The 16,497-nt window shown below is 61.8% G+C and carries 17 protein-coding genes; 1 reads left to right on the top strand and 16 read right to left on the bottom strand.

The features are described from left to right. Positions 1-31: 31 nt before the first annotated feature. From ACMGGW_RS01375 to ACMGGW_RS01330, 10 genes are all read right to left on the bottom strand, one after another. Positions 32-1,282, bottom strand: coding sequence for a phospholipase D-like domain-containing protein (locus ACMGGW_RS01375; RefSeq protein ID WP_089196479.1), 1,251 nt, complete (start codon positions 1,280-1,282; stop codon positions 32-34). Then, a complete protein-coding gene (locus ACMGGW_RS01370; protein ID WP_197832129.1) occupies positions 1,275-1,925 on the bottom strand; it encodes a MotA/TolQ/ExbB proton channel family protein in 651 nt (216 codons plus the stop codon). Before ACMGGW_RS01370 ends, ACMGGW_RS01375 begins: the two co-directional genes overlap by 8 nt. Before the next feature lie 46 nt (positions 1,926-1,971). Further along, complete coding sequence (locus tag ACMGGW_RS01365; protein ID WP_049204587.1) at positions 1,972-4,215, bottom strand: TonB-dependent receptor family protein; 2,244 nt, start codon at positions 4,213-4,215, stop codon at positions 1,972-1,974. 39 nt (positions 4,216-4,254) lie between these two features. Further along, positions 4,255-5,001, bottom strand: a complete 747-nt coding sequence (locus tag ACMGGW_RS01360) for an energy transducer TonB family protein (protein WP_049294785.1) — start codon at positions 4,999-5,001, stop codon at positions 4,255-4,257. Between the two features lies 1 nt (position 5,002). Continuing rightward, entirely contained in the window at positions 5,003-5,413 is a 411-nt protein-coding gene (locus ACMGGW_RS01355) for an ExbD/TolR family protein (RefSeq protein WP_025305164.1), read from the bottom strand. A 244-nt stretch (positions 5,414-5,657) separates the two neighbouring features. Further along, on the bottom strand, positions 5,658-5,981 hold the full coding sequence (locus tag ACMGGW_RS01350; protein ID WP_049294784.1) for a helix-turn-helix domain-containing protein: 324 nt from the start codon (positions 5,979-5,981) through the stop codon (positions 5,658-5,660). Continuing rightward, the gene (locus tag ACMGGW_RS01345; protein ID WP_033641319.1) at positions 5,944-6,324 is read right to left on the bottom strand and encodes a type II toxin-antitoxin system RelE/ParE family toxin; all 381 of its coding nucleotides are present in this window, start codon (positions 6,322-6,324) and stop codon (positions 5,944-5,946) included. Before ACMGGW_RS01345 ends, ACMGGW_RS01350 begins: the two co-directional genes overlap by 38 nt. 253 nt (positions 6,325-6,577) lie before the next feature. Beyond that, entirely contained in the window at positions 6,578-7,498 is a 921-nt protein-coding gene (locus ACMGGW_RS01340; RefSeq protein WP_025305160.1) for a L,D-transpeptidase family protein, read from the bottom strand. Positions 7,499-7,730: 232 nt separating this feature from the next. After that, positions 7,731-8,606 (bottom strand): helix-turn-helix domain-containing protein, encoded by an 876-nt coding sequence (locus tag ACMGGW_RS01335; RefSeq protein ID WP_197832128.1) that lies wholly within the window; start codon positions 8,604-8,606, stop codon positions 7,731-7,733. 10 nt (positions 8,607-8,616) lie between these two features. Continuing rightward, positions 8,617-8,994, bottom strand: a complete 378-nt coding sequence (locus ACMGGW_RS01330; RefSeq protein WP_060434112.1) for a hypothetical protein — start codon at positions 8,992-8,994, stop codon at positions 8,617-8,619. A gap of 121 nt (positions 8,995-9,115) precedes the next feature. On the opposite strand from ACMGGW_RS01330, the gene ACMGGW_RS01325 reads away from it, so the two are divergent. Continuing rightward, positions 9,116-9,937, top strand: a complete 822-nt coding sequence (locus tag ACMGGW_RS01325) for an AraC family transcriptional regulator (protein WP_025305157.1) — start codon at positions 9,116-9,118, stop codon at positions 9,935-9,937. A 34-nt stretch (positions 9,938-9,971) separates the two neighbouring features. Here the strand turns inward: ACMGGW_RS01325 and ACMGGW_RS01320 are convergent, their stop codons facing one another. The 6 genes from ACMGGW_RS01320 to ACMGGW_RS01295 form a co-directional block, all read right to left on the bottom strand. Continuing rightward, complete coding sequence (locus ACMGGW_RS01320) at positions 9,972-11,108, bottom strand: porin (protein ID WP_025305156.1); 1,137 nt, start codon at positions 11,106-11,108, stop codon at positions 9,972-9,974. Positions 11,109-11,479: 371 nt separating this feature from the next. Then, positions 11,480-12,250 carry a 3-hydroxybutyrate dehydrogenase gene (locus tag ACMGGW_RS01315; protein WP_197832127.1) on the bottom strand — a complete coding sequence of 257 codons (771 nt, stop codon included), beginning with the start codon at positions 12,248-12,250 and terminating at the stop codon, positions 11,480-11,482. A 12-nt stretch (positions 12,251-12,262) separates the two neighbouring features. After that, entirely contained in the window at positions 12,263-13,657 is a 1,395-nt protein-coding gene (locus tag ACMGGW_RS01310; protein ID WP_197781138.1) for a GntP family permease, read from the bottom strand. Between the two features lie 42 nt (positions 13,658-13,699). Then, a complete protein-coding gene (locus ACMGGW_RS01305) occupies positions 13,700-14,623 on the bottom strand; it encodes a 3-hydroxyacyl-CoA dehydrogenase NAD-binding domain-containing protein (RefSeq protein WP_197832126.1) in 924 nt (307 codons plus the stop codon). Between the two features lie 18 nt (positions 14,624-14,641). Next, positions 14,642-15,826, bottom strand: coding sequence for an acetyl-CoA C-acetyltransferase (locus tag ACMGGW_RS01300; protein ID WP_049207783.1), 1,185 nt, complete (start codon positions 15,824-15,826; stop codon positions 14,642-14,644). A 14-nt stretch (positions 15,827-15,840) separates the two neighbouring features. Next, positions 15,841-16,494 (bottom strand): CoA transferase subunit B, encoded by a 654-nt coding sequence (locus ACMGGW_RS01295; protein ID WP_016929227.1) that lies wholly within the window; start codon positions 16,492-16,494, stop codon positions 15,841-15,843. Positions 16,495-16,497: the final 3 nt, after the last annotated feature.

The raw sequence follows: 16,497 nt of genomic DNA, 5'->3' as shown, positions 1-16,497 counted from the left end.
ACGCGGGGCGCGGGTTAACGCGCCCTGACCGTCAGGATTCGCCGCCCGGTTTGGGCGTCGGGTAGTCGTAATCCAGCCGCAACGGTTCGGCGTAGACGCTGTTCCACAGCTGTTGGTACAGCTGGTCCAACCGCCCGCTCATCGCCGCGCTGTGCATCACCAGCTCCAGATTGCGCGAGTTGTCCAGATAGCCGCCGGTCCAGTTGCTGGTGCCCACCCAGGCAATCTCGTCGTCGATGGTCATCAGCTTGCTGTGGATCACGCGGGCAAACGGAATGAAGCCGCTGCTGGCCGGCGGAATGGTCACCACCTTGACCTGCACGTTCGGCACCAGCGCCAGGCTCTTCAGCCAGGCGATATCCGGCTTTTTGGTGTTCCAGTTGGCCACCATCAGCTCGATCTGCACGCCGCGCGCCGCCGCGCTGCGCAGCGCGTTGTCGATCACCGCGTAGAAGGGGCGACTGCGCTCCGGGCCAAACGACAGCGGCGCGTAGTCCATCACCTGCACCCGCACCCGCCGTTTGGCGCCGGCCAGCAAGCGCGGCAGCTCGGCCTGCGAGTCAATCACCCCCGCCGGGTTGTAGGCGCGCGGGCTGGCCACCAGATAGTTGCCCTGCGGCTGCGCCGTCGGCGGCGAATCGGGCAACGCCGGCACCGGCTTATCCTGCGCCAACAGCGCCTGCGCCCGCCAGTCCTGTTCGAAGATCGCCTGGATCTGCCCCACCACTTTAGCATCGCTGATGCGCAGCCCGGTTTCGTGAATATGCTCCAACGCGCGCCAGTCGAAATTCTGGCTGCCGACAAACGCCTGCTCGCCGTCCACCAGCAGATATTTGGCGTGCAGGATGCCGCCGCTCAGCTTCTGGTAAGGAATGATGCGCAGCTCCAGATTGGGGATCGTCTTCAGCTGTTCCAGCGTTTCGGCGGTAGAAATGCGAATGCCCTTCTCTTCCACCAAAAAGCGGATTTTCACCCCGCGCTCACCGGCCGCCTTCAGGTGCTGCAGCACGCCGTCCAGCAGCGAACCGTCCTGATTCGCCACGTAAAACTGCCCCAGGTCGATGCGGGTTTTCGCCGCGTCGAACATCTCGCGCCACACCTCGGCGGTGTTGCGCAGGTCGTCGGCCTGCAGCGCGGTTTCCACCGGCGCGGTGTACACCAGCTCATAGCCGGGAATCGCAAAACGCGCCGCAGCGCTCTGGCTCAACATCAACAAACAACCGCTCCACAATGCCGCATAAAGGCGGCCGAGCGGCCGCCGTACTGGATGGCCATTAGGCATAGCGCGGCGCTCCGCTGTCAACCCATTGTTCGCCGCTGCCGTTCTCCGGGCGGCTGGTCGGCTGGCCGGCGCGGATCAGCAGCACCTTCAGCAGCTCGTTGATGCGCTCCGTGCGGCTCTGCAGGAAGTTGTTGGCCACCAGGCACAGCAGCGCGATGGCGATGCCGAGGCCAGTGGCGTACAGCGCGGTGCCCATCCCGGCCGACACCAGGCTCGGCTCGGACACCCCCGAGGCGGCCAGCGCCTTGAAGGTTTCGATGATCCCCATCACCGTGCCGAGCAACCCCAGCAGCGGCGCGGCGGTGACCACGGTTTCCAGCAGCCACAGGCCGCGCGCCATCGGCGGCTTGCTCAGCAGGTACTGGGCGTCGATCAGATCGCCGATCGCCTCGCGGTCGCCGGCGCGGTGCTTCTGCGCCAATACCGGCGCGATCACCGCCATCGGCAGGCTGTTGCGCTGGGTCAGCTCGTCCGGCAGATCGGCGGCGCGGCGTACGTCCGGCGTCAGCGCCTGCTCCAGCCGGCGCGCCTGGCGTTGGGTATAGGCGAAGTACAGCGTGCGTTCGATGATGATCACCAGCGCGATCGCCAGCGCGGCGTACATCACGTAGAAAATAATGTCGTGCAACAGATTGGCGTCCATACAGGGCTCCTCTTCCCCGCCGCCGGGCAGGCGGCGGGGTATTCAGTTAAAAGGTGGCTTCCAGCGAGACGCTGAAGGTGCGTTCTTCGCCGACGTTGTAATACGGCGTGCTGGCCTTCACGCCGCCGTACGGCGCCGCGTTGAAGGTGGTGGTGCGCACCGAGGTCAGGTATTCCTTGTCAAACAGGTTGCTGATGCCAAAGCGCAGCGCGGCGCTTTTGACGATTTTCTTGTCCACCGGCAGATGCACCCCCGCCGCCAGATCGAACACCGTGCGGCCGCCGATCTTCTCGTCGTTGGTTAGATCGCCGTAGAACGCACTGACGTACTTGCCGCTGACGCTGCCGTAATACAGCCCGTCGTCATAACCCAACGTCATGTTCAGCAGGTTTTTCGGCACGTTCGGCACTTCTTTGCCGGAGGTCGGCAGCGGCTGCCCGCCGTTGCTGACGATGTCGCTCTTCTGCTTCGATTGGGTATAGGTATATGAGGTGTAGTAGTTGAAGTTATGCGGCAGTTGGCCGCTCCACTCCAGCTCCAGCCCTTTGTTCTCCACATTGCCGATGTTCATCATCTCGTAATCGCCGGCCGAGTTGGTGGTGGAGATCTGGCGATCGCTGTAGCGCATGTAGAACAGCGTGGCGCTCAGCAGCATGTCCTCTTGCTGGAAACGCCAGCCCAGTTCGTGGTTCCAGCTGAGTTCCGGCTTGGTGCTGAGCGAGTCGCCGACGTTGTACAGCACGTAGTTTGGCGGCGTGCGCATGTTGCGCGTCAGGTTGTAGAACACCTGGTTTTCCTGGTTCACCTTATAGCTGGCGCTGAAGTTCGGCAGGAATTCGTGATAGGTGGCTTTGCGCTTCTCCGGCACGTTGTACAGGCTGCCGCGGTTGTCCCCTTTGCGCTCCACGTACTGATAGGCCAGGCCGCCGACGAAGGTCCAGTCCGGCGTGGCGAACCAGGTGTCCTGCAGCCACACCTTCTGCGCCGGGGTGATGGTGTACTGGTTGCGCCCCTGCACCGTATTGCCGTTGGCGTCCTTCACCTGATCGGATCCGCCCGGTTTGCCCGAGATTTGCGCCGGATTGCCATCATCTTTGATGCTGATGAACGGTTGGGTCTGCAGCTGGCGCGCGCGCTCGTACCAGTAACCGATGTCCAGGCTGTGCTGATCGTTGATGTCCCACTTCAGCTTGGTGGTGATGCCCGGCCGCCAGGTTTGGGTCCACGACGGGCGGTAATAGGTGTTGGACTGCAGGTTGCTGAGGTCATACTGCCCGGCCTTGTCCGACGTGCTGGACAGCACCGAGGCCGTCTGGCCGTTGAAGCTGCCGCCGTTGCCCCAGTAGTAATACGGTTGCAGAGTCAGCGACAGGTTATCGCGCAGCTGCAGCTTCTGGGTGAACGACAGCGTGAAGGTTTCGAACGGGTTGCGTTCAATCTTGTAGTACTTGTTCAACTGCCCTTTGCTGTTGTACTCCGGTGTGGTGACGTAGTCGGTGTCACGGCCGTCGTTTTGGAACTGCGCCTTGCTCAGAGTGTTGTAGTTGGTGTTGTTCTGGCGGTTGTACTTCATCACCAGGTTGCTGCTGTTGCCGTTGCCGTCTTCGTACAGCGAGTTCATCTCGAATTTGTCGGAATACAGTCGCCCCTCGCCGCGCCACTTCTTCGCTTCGGTGTGCGAATAGGAGAGCCAGTTACTGAAGCCGTTGTACTCGCCGGTCTCCAGGCGGGCAAAGGTTTTGCTCAGGCTGTTGCTGCCCAGCGTTTGCTTGACGAAACCGCCGAAGTCTTTCGCCGGGCGGCGCGTCACCAGGCCGATGTTGCCGCCGCTGGAGCCGATGTGCGGGCCGTCCGCTTCGGAAGACCCTTGGGTGACGAACACCTCCTCCAGGTTTTCCGCATCGCCGAGCAGGTTCGGGTATACCGCGTAGTTGCCGGAGTCGTTGATCGGAATGCCGTCCATCGACAGGCCGATCTGATCCGAGTTCATGCCGCGCATGGTGTAGTCCACGCCGCTCAGGCCGCTGGCGTCGTTGCTGTTGACGTTCAGGCCCGGCGTGTATTTCAGCTTGTCGATGGCGTTGGCCGCCGACGGCATTTTATCCATCGCCTCTTTGGTGACGGTAGAACGCGCCTTGGCGCTGTCATCCTGCACCATCATGCCGCCGCCGAGCGACTGCCCCTTGACGCTGATGGTGCCGACATCGGTGGCGTCGGCCGCCAGCGCGGCGCCCGGCAGCATCGCCGACATCACCGCCAGATAGATCCCAGAACGATTAAACGATTTCATTGTGTGCATCCCATAAAAATCAAACGATTAACCCTTGCGCTAAGGCGCCTGATAATTGAACGTCGCGGTAAATCTTTTGGTTGTTTGCCCGGCGAACGCCTCGCTCGGGAACGGCTTCACTGAACTGATGCTTTGCAGGCTGCTCATCGCCGCGCGGTTCAGCAGCATGCTGGCGGCTTTGTTGGCGATGCCGGAAGAGAGCACCCGCCCGCTGCGATCGACCTCCAGCCACACTTCGACGTTGCCCTGCGGGCGCTCGAGTGAGGCCTGACGCCCGCTTGGGTAGCGCTTGCGCTGTTCCAGCTCGCGGCGCAAGGCCAGCAGATAGCCGTTTTCAATCGCCTGCGCGTTCACCTTCGGCGCCGCGGGGGCGGCCGGTGCGGGCTGCGCCGCCGGTTTGCTGACCAGCGCGCGCGGCGCGGCGGTCGCCGGCGTCGGTTTAGGTTTCTCTACCGGTTTGGCTTTCTCTTTTACCGGCTTGGGCTTCGGCTTCGGCTGCGGTTTCGGCACCGGCTTGGCTTCCACGATCGGTTCCGGCGCCGGCACCACCGGTTCGGGGATCGGCTCCGGCTCGGGCGGCGGCGGTTCGGGCTGAGGTTCCGGCGGCGTTTCCGGTTGAGGTTCAGGCGCCGGTTCAGGCTCCACCAGCGCCAGTTCGATGGCAGTTTCGTCGTAGCGCGGCTGGATCTTCAGCGCCGCCTGCTGGCTGGCGAACAGCAGGCAACCGGCGACAATCAGCGCCGGCAGCCAGCTGAAAAGATGACGTGAGCGATAGAGCAGATACATGTCACAGCTTCCGTGTCGCGATGGAGACGGAGAAGAAACCGCCCTGGCGCAGGTTGTCCATGACCGCCACCAGCCGCTCGACCGCCACGCCCTTGTCGCTGTTGACGATGATGGTGGTGGTGGTCTGGTTGGCCTGCTGCTGTTGCTTCAGCGTAGTGACCAACGCGCCGAGCGCAATCGGCTGGCCATCCAGCTGCAGCTGTTCGTCGGCCCCCAGCGTGATGATCGCTTTCTTCTGCGGTTTCAGCTGCTGCGCGCTGCCGGCGGACGGCAGCTGCGTTTTCAGCCCGAGCGCCGGAATGACGTTCAGGCTAATCAAGACGAAAAACACCAATAAAAACATCATCACGTCGATCATCGGGATCAGTTCGATGTGCGCTTTGTTCTTTTTCGGTTCGTTCCAGTTACGCATGACACTCCCTCCCAAAAGCGAAGCAGCCAATATAGGAGGGGTATGTTTACCTTTTGTTACGCTTGTGTGATCTTATTTTCACAGTGTGGTTTTTTTGCGAGAATTTTTTCAATGGCAGGCGATAACGGAGAAGATATAACTTATTAATTAGCGATAGTTTTTATTGGAATAATTGCGATTCGGGCATTTCAGAGAGCCAAAGCCAGAGAGGATAATGTGAGAATAGTGACAACCCAAACGGTCACTACAACAAGACCTCAAGCCCGTGCTTACGTACAATCGAAAGCAGCTTAAGCGACACGCTGCCGGGCCGTTTCACTCCCGTCTCCCACTTCTGTATGGTCGACACGCTGGTATTCAGATAACGGGCAAAAACCGGTTGGCTTAAACATAGCTGCTCACGCAAGGCTTTGATCTCTTGGGGCTGCAACATCTCGACCGGAGCAAGGCAAGACTCGTCGAAACTGCGTAGGGTTTCCAGAGAAATGGCGCCAGTACGATGCAATCCTTCAGCCGCGCTGTGAATCGCCTCAAAGGCCGGACTCCGAAACGTTTTTTCCTTCTTCATGGCAAATCTCCATCCATTCGTTCTTTACGACCAAGGATTGGAGCATTTCGTCGCTCAACGCGCCAAAATGCACCGCCAACTTGCGAAAAGCTTGCAATTCCGCCCCAGAGATATTGGCCTGGACCTGCTTGGCAAACAAAAAAACATACACCCAATGCCGACCGTTTTTCGCTAATACCAACGCACGGTCCCGATTGTGATTAAGACGTTTTTTAAATACACCACCGCCTAAATCCACAGCCAAACCCCGTTGTACATCGTGTACCGCCCGACATAATGCCTTATCGGTAATGCCGTGCGCCTGAGCCTTCTTGCTAAACCAACGAGTTTTAAATGTACGCATTGCAATGACTTCCCCATAAAACATAGCACTGAGTGAAACACTTTTCCAGAGCATTCCTTCTCGCCAGCATCACCTCAAACTCGATGATGGCCACCATGGGAAACCCGATTTGCATGATGGCGCGCATCATGACTTCTTTCTGTGCAATGCTGAGGGCATCATTGCGAACGCACACGCAACAACATGTTTTACAAGCATAAAAAAAGACGCCCGCAGGCGTCTTCTTGGCATTTTCACTGAGACCGGAAGGCTTTCAGTTCACTTTCACCGGCATACCGGAACGGGCCTTGATCGCCGCGTCCACTTCGCTCTGGTTAACACCGGCGTCCATCAGCACTTTGCCGACTGGCGCGGAAATGGTCAGCGGCACCGGATCTTTCGATTGCAGCTGCTCTTCGTTGGCCGACAGCGGGTTGTGCACTTCCACATAGCGCGAGCCGTCCGGTTCGACGGTGGCTTTCATCGGTTCATTGATGAACTGCACGCGGGTGCCGACCGGCACGTTTTCGAACAGGTACTTGATGTCGTCGGCGCGCAGACGCACGCAGCCGTGGCTCACGCGCAGGCCGATGCCGAAGTTGGCGTTGGTGCCGTGGATGGCATACAGGCGGCCAACATACAGCGCATACAGCCCCATCGGGTTGTCCGGGCCGGCCGGGAACACCGCAGGCAGGATTTCGCCGTCAGCCGCGTATTCGGCGCGCATTTTGGCGGTCGGCGTCCAGGTTGGGCCGTCTTTCTTGCGCTGCACGGTGGTGGTCCAGTTCAGCGGGGTGTCTTTACCCAGCTGGCCGATGCCGATCGGCAGCACCACGACGGTGTTGGAACCTTTCGGGTAGTAGTACAGACGCATTTCGGCGCTGTTGATGATGATGCCTTCACGCGGCGCGTCCGGCAGGATCAGCTGTTGCGGGATGGTCAGGGTGCTGCCGGCCTTCGGCAGGAACGGATCCACGCCCGGGTTGGCCTCCAGCATGTTGCTCAGCCCCATCTGATACTGGGCGGCGAAGCTCTCCAGCGGCAGTTTGCTGTCTTCCGGTACGGTGATTTGGATATTCTCGCCCACCAAACGGCTGTCTTTTGGCGGCAACGGGTAAACGACGGCGAAGGCAGCCTGGCTGAAAGCAACCAGTGCCGTAAACAGGGTTAATAACGCGCGAATGCTCATTTTCATCTTCGTGTTGGTCAAGGCCACTGGCGATTAGGGATATCGGTTTCTACGGCCACTTTACCCCGTTGAATTTCAGCCGACAGCCAACGGCGCTGCGGCCTGAAAAGCCAGGGGGGTTTGACCGGATGCGCATTATATGTGCACATCAATCAAAGTGTGAACCATTACCGATGTAATATCGCAATTTTTTGTAACCTGACGCGCCACGAAGGCGATTTTTTGCGAGAACCGCCGCCTAACTGGCGGCGGCCAACGCTTCCACCCGCCGAATGGGGATCAGATATTCACAGCGGATCGCCGCGCCGCCGAGCGGGCAACAGCCCTCCTGCGCCGGGTAGAAACGCTCGATATCCTGCCCCGGCCGGCGGATGGCGTTCATCTGCGGCATGGCAGTGTCATACAATCGGACAATAAAGTTTTGTAACCCTTCCGCCTGCCCCTGATAGGTGAAACGGGCATACTCCCCCTGTTCGATAGTCACCCGCTCCCCCATCGCCCCTTCGTCCGGCAAAGCGGCGGTATACGCCATACGCGGGCAGCCCCGGCGTTGCCTGTCGACCTCCAGGCTGGTGAGGCCGTACACCACCTCCGGCAGCGCCTGCGGCCGCAGCAGTTGCCGCCAGGCATGGCGGCGCAGCTCGCACTTGGAGTCCGCCAACTGCCCCAGCGTGAAGCTGCGGCGCTGGGTGTTGCCCACCAGCTGCATGGCGGGCAGCGTCACGATGTCGGCCTGCGGCAACGGCGCCTCGGTCAGCCGCAGCGGCGGCTGCAGGCCATAGCTCGACCAATCCTGGCTGCGGCGATAGCTGGCCGGCGGCAGACCGAACTGCTTGCGAAAGCAACGGGTGAAGGTTTGCTGTGAATCGAACTGGTAAGTATCGGCGATGCAGGCCACGCTGGTGCCGGTCAGGCGCAGTTCGCGCGCGGCGGCGGTCAGCCTTCTGCGGCGCGCGTAAGTGCCGAGAATATGGCCGGTATGCTGCTTGAATATCCGCTGCAAATGCCACTTGGAGTAGCCGGACTTGGCGGCAATGTCGTTCAGCGTCAGCGGCTGATCCAGGCTCTGCTCGATCCAGGCCAGCAGCTGTTCAATCACCTGTTGCTGGTGCATGGTATTCCCCTTATTTGCTCAGTAATGTCTGCGCCAGCATCCGGCCTGTGGCTTCATCGGTGGCCACCAGTATCGGATAACCCCAGAATTTGGCGCCGTATTCGGCGAATTCTTCCGCCGCCGCGCGTTTGGCGTCGTCCGGCTCCAGCATGATCATGCCTTTCACCCACTGCTTCAGCGCCTCGCGGTTATCGCGTTTCCACAGCGCCACCAGGGTGCGGGCATCGCGATCGTGCTCTTCACCTTCATCGCCGACGCTGCGGTCGGTCATCAAGACAAAGGGTTCGGCGCGCGCCAACAGCGCGCTGAATTCAGCCAGCTCGGCCTGGGTATCGCGCCCGTTTCGGCGCATCCACACCAGCGGAAAAGTGGCGGTATCGAGTGACATAATCAGTTTCCTCGCGAAAGGGTTTTAGGACTGGCGTTTACTTTATCGGCACCGACGCTAGACCACATTGCGCAATCAGGACATAATACTTTTCAATTCCGCCAAATTGAGAATTGTTCTCATGAAAGTACAGATCCCTCGCCGCAATCTCGATATCGATCAGGTGCCACGCCCGCTGTTCGCCGTACAGAGTTCCACTATCGAACAGGACTGGGAAGTCGAGCCGCACCGTCATCAAAAGGCGCAGCTGATCTATACCGTGCGCGGCATGATCCGCTGCGAAGTGGAAAACGGCCTGTGGCTGGTGCCACCGCAGTGCGCGCTGTGGATGCCGGGCAACGTGTTGCACAACGCCCAAGGCGCCGGCTCAACGGAAGCTTACTGCCTGTTCGTCGATCAACACGTCGTCCCAGGCTTGCCGCAAAGCTGCTGCACGCTGTCGGTCTCGCCGCTGCTGCGCGAGCTGCTGCTGCAGGCCACCACCTTCGAGCCGCTCTATGACGAACAGGGCGCCGAAGGGCGCCTGACGGCGGTACTGCTGGATCAACTGGTGGCCGCGCCGATCGAGAATCTGCACCTGCCAGTATCAGACGACGCGCGCATCCGGCAGTTGACCGAAGGCATGCTGAGCTGCCCGGCGGACAAATCCACCCTCGGGCAGTGGGCGCAGCGCATCGGCATGAGCGAGCGCTCCCTCAGCCGCACCTTGCAACAGCAGATGGGCATGAGCTTCGGCCACTGGCGGCGCCAGCTGCACGTGATGCTGGCGCTGCAGCGCTTGACGCAGGGCGAGAGCGTACAGACGGTAGCGTTGGATCTGGGCTATGAAAGCGCCAGCGGCTTCGTCACCATGTTCAGAAAGGCGGTGGGCAAACCGCCGGCGCGTTATCTGGCGGAGCGCAACGCCTCCGGGCAACCCCTGGGCGGCGCGATCAGCATGTGAACGGCCGGCGTATGCCGGCCTGGCAAGAGGTGGATCAGAAGTCGTAGAACACCGTAATCCAGGTGGAGTCCGGCTCGTTGTCGCTGCTGTTGGCCAGCGTGCGCTCCACATACACCGACAGACCGTAACCAATGGTGGTGCCCGCGCCAAGGTAAACGTGGTTGGCGTGATACGCCTCGTCACCCTTCAGCCGCAGCGAGTCCGCCGCCACGTAAGGCTGGATCGATTTGAGGAACGGCTTGTCGATATTGAAGGTGTAACCAACAAAACCTTCCAGCCCGTAGCCGTCACCGGCGAAGAAGTGCGACAGTGTGCGCTGGCGGGTGCTCGGCACATAGTCTTTGTAATAGCTGGCGGTGCCGACGATGTACCAGTTGTTCGGCTGCCAGGTCAACGCGGTGCCGGACAGCTGCTGGTGATAATCCTTTTCGCTGTACAGATTGTCTTTGATCTTCGCATCGGTATAACTGTAGGCCGCGCTGAAGGTGAAGTCTTTCGTCACCTTGTAATCGAAGCCCAACCCACCTCCGCCCTTGCGGCGGTAAATCAGGTTATCCGCAGTGTGCAGATCGTCTTCCGGCAATAAATAGTTGGCATACAGCGTCACCGGCCCGAAATCATTGGTGTACTTGATGCTGTTTTTCGGTTTATTGCCGCCGTCGTAGTCGCCGGAAATACCGATACCGGTGCCGCCCGCATGGCCATCGTTATCCCAGACGTCGCTTTTGATGCCGACCACCGAATAATAGATGCCGTATTGATGGCCGTAGGTGAGGGTGCCGTAACGATCGTCCTTGAAACCGGCGTACAGCTGGCGCTGATAGTCGCGCTTGCCGTCTTCGTTATAGTGCCCGTCCCAGCTGAGCGCGTGCGCAAGATCCACGCCCCACTCGTAATAGCCGATGATCGAGGTGTCCTGCGTCAGCGCATAGTCGCCGCTGAAGCGAAAACGCGTGCCGCCGTCGTGGCCGTTTTTGTCATAGCCCGGCTCCGGGCCGTTATTGAAGATCCACTCGGGGCGAATGCTGCCGCCCACCTTTAAACTGAGCGGCGCCAGCAACACATTACTCTGCGGGTTTTTATCCAGAATGGTGATCTCGGCCTGTGCGCCGGCGGATAACGCCGACAGCAAGACGCCGCCAATGAATATTGGCGTTGTATTTTTTCTCATTATTACCCCTGCCCGAAAAAATTATTGTTATAAACACGGTGGTCTTAAGCCACGCGGAAATAATTACCCGATGTAAACAGCGCACGCAAGATATAAAAATTCACGTCATAATCTGCCATTATTCCAGGTTGGCTTTATTTTCAGCATAAACGTGTTCATCTGTAACGCGAAGAAAAACAATGTAATAACCGCAGCACGAAATAAACCAATCCGCATCTTTTATCCAAAATAACCCGGCGTGATTATCCGGGAATAAAGATAGCAAATAACAAATAAATATTATTGCCGCAGGTAAACCGTCACGCAGGGGAATTAACTAAAGGCGGAAAATAACGACGGAGCGCGTTGCGCGCTCCGGGAGAGAGAATTCACTACTGCGCCAGCCAGCCGCCGTCCATGTTCCAGGCAGCGCCGCGCACCTGCGCCGCCGCATCACTGCACAGGAACAGCGCCAGCTCGCCGAGCTGCTCAGGCGTGACGAACGCTTGCGAAGGCTGCTTCTCCGCCAACAGCTCATCGCATGCCTGCTGCGGATCGGTCCCGGCGGCAATGCGTTTGTCGATCTGCTGCTGCACCAGCGGCGTCAGCACCCAGCCGGGGCAGATGGCGTTGCAGGTGACGGGCGTGCGCGCGGTCTCCAGCGCCAGCGTCTTGGTCAGCCCCACCACGCCGTGCTTGGCCGCCACATAGGCCGACTTGTCTTTCGACGCCACCAGCCCGTGCACCGACGCCACGTTGATGATGCGCCCCCAGTTGCGCTCGCGCATCCCCGGCAGCGCCAATCGGCAGGTGTGGAACACCGCCGACAGGTTGATGGCGAGAATGGCGTTCCATTTCTCCACCGGGAACTGATCCAGCGGCGCCACGTGCTGAATGCCGGCGTTGTTCACCAGAATATCCACGCCGCCGAACTCGCGTTCGGCATAGTGCATCATGTCCGCTATCTGGCCCGCATCGCCGAGATCGGCGCCGTGATACCCCGGCACGGCGCCCAGCTGCGCGACCTGCGCTTGCGCCTGCTCCACGTCACCTAAGCCGTTGAGGATTACGCGTGCGCCGGCGGCGGCCAGCACGGATGCTATCCCGAGGCCGATGCCGCTGGTCGAGCCGGTCACCAGCGCGGTTTTGCCTTGTACACTCATGGTATCGCTCCTTTAAACAATGCCGGTCAGGTAGAACACGCCGATCACGAACAGCACCGCGGCGCTCTTGATCAGGGTGATGGCGAAGATGCCGCCATAGGCCTGCCGGTGGCTGAGGCCGGTGATCGCCAGCAGGGTGATCACCGCGCCGTTGTGCGGCAAGGTGTCCATGCCGCCGCTGGCCATCGAGGCCACCCGGTGCAGCACCTCCAGCGGAATGTGTGCCGCATGGGCGGCGGCCACGAAGTTATCGGCCATCGCCGCCAGCGCGATGCTCATGCCGCCGGAGGCCGAACCGGTGATGCCGGCCAGCAGGGTGACGCTGATCGCTTCGTTCAGCAGCGGGTTGGGGATTGCCGACAGCGCCTGCGACAGCACCAAAAAGCCCGGCAGCGCGGCGATCACCGCGCCGAAGCCGTATTCGGAGGCGGTGTTCATCGCCGCCAGAATTGCGCCGCCGACCGCCGTCTTGCTGCCTTCCGCCAGCCGGCCGCGAATATTGCGAAAGCCGAACACCACCACCAGCAGAATACCCGACACCAGCGCCGCTTCCACCGCCCAGATGGCGGTGATCTTCGCCACATCGGTGGTGATGGGCTTGGCCAGCCCCGGCAGCGTCAGCTCATGGCTGGCGCCGTACCACTGCGGGATCCAATGGGTGAAGCCAAGGTTGAATACCCCGACCAAAATCAGCGGCAGGATGGCGATCAGCGGGTTCGGCAGGTTGATGTCGTCCGGGGTTTCCGGCTCGTTCAGCAGATCGGTACCGTAACCCTCCCCCTTCAGCTGCGCCTTGCGCCGCTGGCGTTCAAGATACAGCAAACCGACCGCGATGATGAACAGCGAGCCGATCAGCCCCAGCCAGGGCGCAGCCCAGGCATTGGTGCCGAAGAAACTGGTCGGGATGATGTTTTGGATCTGCGGCGTGCCGGGCAAGGCGTCCATGGTGAAGGAGAAGGCGCCGAGCGCTACGGTGGCCGGGATCAGCCGCTTGGGGATGCCGCTCTGGCGGAACAGCTCGGCGGCGAACGGATAGACCGCGAACGCCACCACGAACAGCGACACCCCGCCGTAGGTCAACAGCGCGCACACCAGCACGATCACCGGAATGGCGTGGCGTCGGCCGAGAATACGGATCGCCGCCGCGACGATCGAACGGGAGAAGCCGGACAGCTCGATCAGCTTGCCGAATACCGCCCCCAGCAGGAACACCGGGAAGTAGAGCTTCACGAAGCCGACCATCTTCTCCATAAACAGCCCGGTGAAGGTCGGCGCCACCGCGCCGGGATCGGTCAACAGCACCGCGCCCAGCGCGGCGATCGGGGCGAACAAAATCACGCTGTAGCCGCGGTAGGCGGCCAGCATCAGTAATCCCAGTGCTGCCAGGGCAATCAAAACGCTCATCAGGCACCTCGCTATCGTTGTTATTGTCAGGTACGGCGTGCGAAATTACGGTTTCAGCGCAAAGCGCAGCTGATGCGCCCGTCGCCGTTGAATGCGTTCCCTGCGCGCTTCATCCCAAAGATAAAATCCCCGGCCGCTGCGCTGGCCGGTATCGCCGCGCCGCAGCCGCTGTTCCACCAGCGCCATCATCTCGTCGCCGGTCGCCAGTTCCGGGAACAGGTGGCGAGCGATGTCCGCCACCGTCGCCAGCCCGGTCATGTCGGCGGCCTCCAGCGGGCCGACCATGGCGTAACGCCGCCCCAGCGAGGCGCGCATCACCTGATCCACCACCTCGGCGCTGGCGATGCCGCTGTGGACGATGTGCAGCGCCTCGCGCAGCACCGCAAACTGCAGCCGGTTGCCGACAAACCCCGGCGCGGCGCGCTCCAGCAGCACCGCCTCCAACGCCATCCCGCCGAGCAGCGCCTGCACCGCCGCCAGATGGCGCGGATCGGTGGCGCGGCCGGGCACGATCTCCACCAGCGGGATCAGGTGCGGCGGGTGCCAGAAGTGGGCGATCAGCAGGCGCTGCGGATGGGTCATGCGCGCCGCCAACTCGTCCGGCGGCAGGCCGCTGGTGTTGCTGGCAATCACCGCGTCGTCGGCGATCAGCCCTTCCAACTGCTCATACAGCGCGTGCTTCAGCTCGAGCCGTTCCGGGATCGCCTCGATAAGCAGCCGGGCGCGCGCCACGCCATTCAGATCGCCGGTCACGCGCAGGCGCGCCAGCACTGCTTCGCGTTCGCCGCGATCAAACTGCCCGACGTCGCTCAGCTCGGCCAGAATGCCGCTCGCTACCGCCGGCGCTTCCGCCAGGCGCTGCGGATCCGGGTCATACAGCAGCACCTCATGGCCGTGGCGGATAAAGTGGGTGGCGATACCCACCCCCATCAGCCCGGCGCCCAGTACCGCATAGTCAGATGACTGCATGGTGCCCTCCTCGGTTGTTTACGGGCGCTCTACCGCCAGCGCCACGCCCTGCCCGCCGCCGATGCACAGCATCGCCAGCCCCTTGTTCACCTCGCGGCGCTGCATTTCGTACAGCAGCGACACCAAAATGCGGCAGCCGGACGCGCCGATCGGATGCCCCAGCGCGATCGCCCCACCGTTGACGTTGACCCGCTCTGCCTCCCAGCCCAGTTCTTTGCCCACCGCCAGCGCCTGCGCGGCGAAGGCTTCGTTGGCTTCGATCAGATCGACGTCCTCCAGCCGCCAGCCGGCTTTCTCCAGGCAGCGGCGCGCGGCCGGCGCCGGGCCGATGCCCATGATCGCCGGATCGACGCCCGACGACGCGTAACCGGCGATGCGCACCAGCACCGGCAAACGCAGCGCAGCGGCTTTTTCCGCGCTCATCAGCAGCACCACGGCGGCGCCGTCGTTGAGCGACGAGGCGTTGCCGGCGGTCACCGTGCCCTCTTTGCGAAACGCCGGGCGCAGCCGCGCCAGCGCCTCCAGGCTGGTGTCGCGCGGCTGTTCGTCGCGCTCTACCCGCAGCGCTTCGCCCTTCGGCTGCGGCACCGTCACCGGCGTGATCTCCTGCGCGAAACGCCCGGCCTGCTGCGCCGCCTGCGCCTTCTGCTGCGAGCGCAGGGCGAACCTGTCTTGTTCTTCCCTGCTGATGGCGTATTTCTCCGCCAGGTTCTCGGCGGTGATGCCCATGTGGTAGTCGTTGAACGCGTCCCACAGGCCATCGTGGATCACGCTGTCCACCATCTGCGCGTGCCCGAGGCGCAGGCCGGCGCGCGCGCCGGCCATCAGGTAAGGCGACTGGCTCATGCTCTCCTGGCCGCCGGCGATCACCGCGTCGGCGTCGCCGCTGCGGATCGCCTGCACCGCCAGATGCACCGCCTTCAAACCGGAGCCGCACACCTTGTTGATGGTCAGCGCCGGGATCGTCACGGGCAGCCCGGCGTTCAGCGCGGTCTGGCGCGCCGGATTCTGCCCGCAGCCGGCGGTCAGTACCTGGCCGAGGATCACTTCATCGATCTGCTGCGGCGGCACGCCGCTTTGCGCCAGCAGCCCCTGCACCGCCGCCGTGCCCAGTTCCACCGCCGTCAGCGGCGCCAGCGCGCCGTGAAAACTGCCGACCGGCGTGCGCGTCGCCCCCACGATCACCACTTCACGTTGTTGCACATTCACCTCCCGTTTCAGAAACGCATTTCCGGCACTTGCTCTGGCACGATCAGCCGGCCGGCGGTTTTGGCGACAATCTCCGCCACGCTGACGCCGGGCGCGCGTTCGCGCAGCACGAAGGCGCCGTCTTCAATTTCCAGATAGGCCAGATCGGTCAATACTTTGCGGATGCAGCGGGCGCCGGTCAGCGGCAGCGTGCAGCGCGGCAGCAGCTTGGACTCGCCGCCTTTCGAGGCGTGGGTCATCACCACGATGATGTTCTCCGCCCCCGCCACCAGATCCATCGCGCCGCCCATGCCCTTGACCATCTTGCCGGGGATCATCCACGAGGCGATGTTGCCCTCGACGTCCACTTCAAACGCCCCCAGCACGGTCAGATCGACGTGGCCGCCGCGGATCATGGCGAACGACTGCGCCGAATCGAAGATCGACGCGCCGAGGCGTGCGGTGACCGTCTGCTTGCCGGCGTTGATCATGTCGGCGTCCAGCTGCTGCTCGGTCGGGAACTCGCCCATCCCCAGCAGGCCGTTTTCCGACTGCAGCATCACGTCCATGCCCGCCGGCACGTAGTTGGCCACCAGCGTCGGAATGCCGATGCCCAGGTTGACGTAGTAACCGTCCCTCAGCTCTTGCGCCACGCGCTGCGCCATTTGTTCACGGGTAAGCATGCG

The organism is Serratia sp. BNK-4 (assembly GCF_048685115.1).
GTDB lineage: Bacteria > Pseudomonadota > Gammaproteobacteria > Enterobacterales > Enterobacteriaceae > Serratia > Serratia bockelmannii.
This window is presented reverse-complemented; position numbering and strand designations above follow the sequence as displayed.

What these genes read in the sequence shown, in the direction of transcription:
- ACMGGW_RS01375 (WP_089196479.1), bottom strand. Translation starts at nt 1,282, where the DNA reads ATGCCTAATGGCCATCCAGTACGGCGGCCGCTCGGCCGCCTTTATGCG.
- ACMGGW_RS01370 (WP_197832129.1), bottom strand. Translation starts at nt 1,925, where the DNA reads ATGGACGCCAATCTGTTGCACGACATTATTTTCTACGTGATGTACGCC.
- ACMGGW_RS01365 (WP_049204587.1), bottom strand. Translation starts at nt 4,215, where the DNA reads ATGAAATCGTTTAATCGTTCTGGGATCTATCTGGCGGTGATGTCGGCG.
- ACMGGW_RS01360 (WP_049294785.1), bottom strand. Translation starts at nt 5,001, where the DNA reads ATGTATCTGCTCTATCGCTCACGTCATCTTTTCAGCTGGCTGCCGGCG.
- ACMGGW_RS01355 (WP_025305164.1), bottom strand. Translation starts at nt 5,413, where the DNA reads ATGCGTAACTGGAACGAACCGAAAAAGAACAAAGCGCACATCGAACTG.
- ACMGGW_RS01350 (WP_049294784.1), bottom strand. Translation starts at nt 5,981, where the DNA reads ATGAAGAAGGAAAAAACGTTTCGGAGTCCGGCCTTTGAGGCGATTCAC.
- ACMGGW_RS01345 (WP_033641319.1), bottom strand. Translation starts at nt 6,324, where the DNA reads ATGCGTACATTTAAAACTCGTTGGTTTAGCAAGAAGGCTCAGGCGCAC.
- ACMGGW_RS01340 (WP_025305160.1), bottom strand. Translation starts at nt 7,498, where the DNA reads ATGAAAATGAGCATTCGCGCGTTATTAACCCTGTTTACGGCACTGGTT.
- ACMGGW_RS01335 (WP_197832128.1), bottom strand. Translation starts at nt 8,606, where the DNA reads ATGCACCAGCAACAGGTGATTGAACAGCTGCTGGCCTGGATCGAGCAG.
- ACMGGW_RS01330 (WP_060434112.1), bottom strand. Translation starts at nt 8,994, where the DNA reads ATGTCACTCGATACCGCCACTTTTCCGCTGGTGTGGATGCGCCGAAAC.
- ACMGGW_RS01325 (WP_025305157.1), top strand. Translation starts at nt 9,116, where the DNA reads ATGAAAGTACAGATCCCTCGCCGCAATCTCGATATCGATCAGGTGCCA.
- ACMGGW_RS01320 (WP_025305156.1), bottom strand. Translation starts at nt 11,108, where the DNA reads ATGAGAAAAAATACAACGCCAATATTCATTGGCGGCGTCTTGCTGTCG.
- ACMGGW_RS01315 (WP_197832127.1), bottom strand. Translation starts at nt 12,250, where the DNA reads ATGAGTGTACAAGGCAAAACCGCGCTGGTGACCGGCTCGACCAGCGGC.
- ACMGGW_RS01305 (WP_197832126.1), bottom strand. Translation starts at nt 14,623, where the DNA reads ATGCAGTCATCTGACTATGCGGTACTGGGCGCCGGGCTGATGGGGGTG.
- ACMGGW_RS01295 (WP_016929227.1), bottom strand. Translation starts at nt 16,494, where the DNA reads ATGCTTACCCGTGAACAAATGGCGCAGCGCGTGGCGCAAGAGCTGAGG.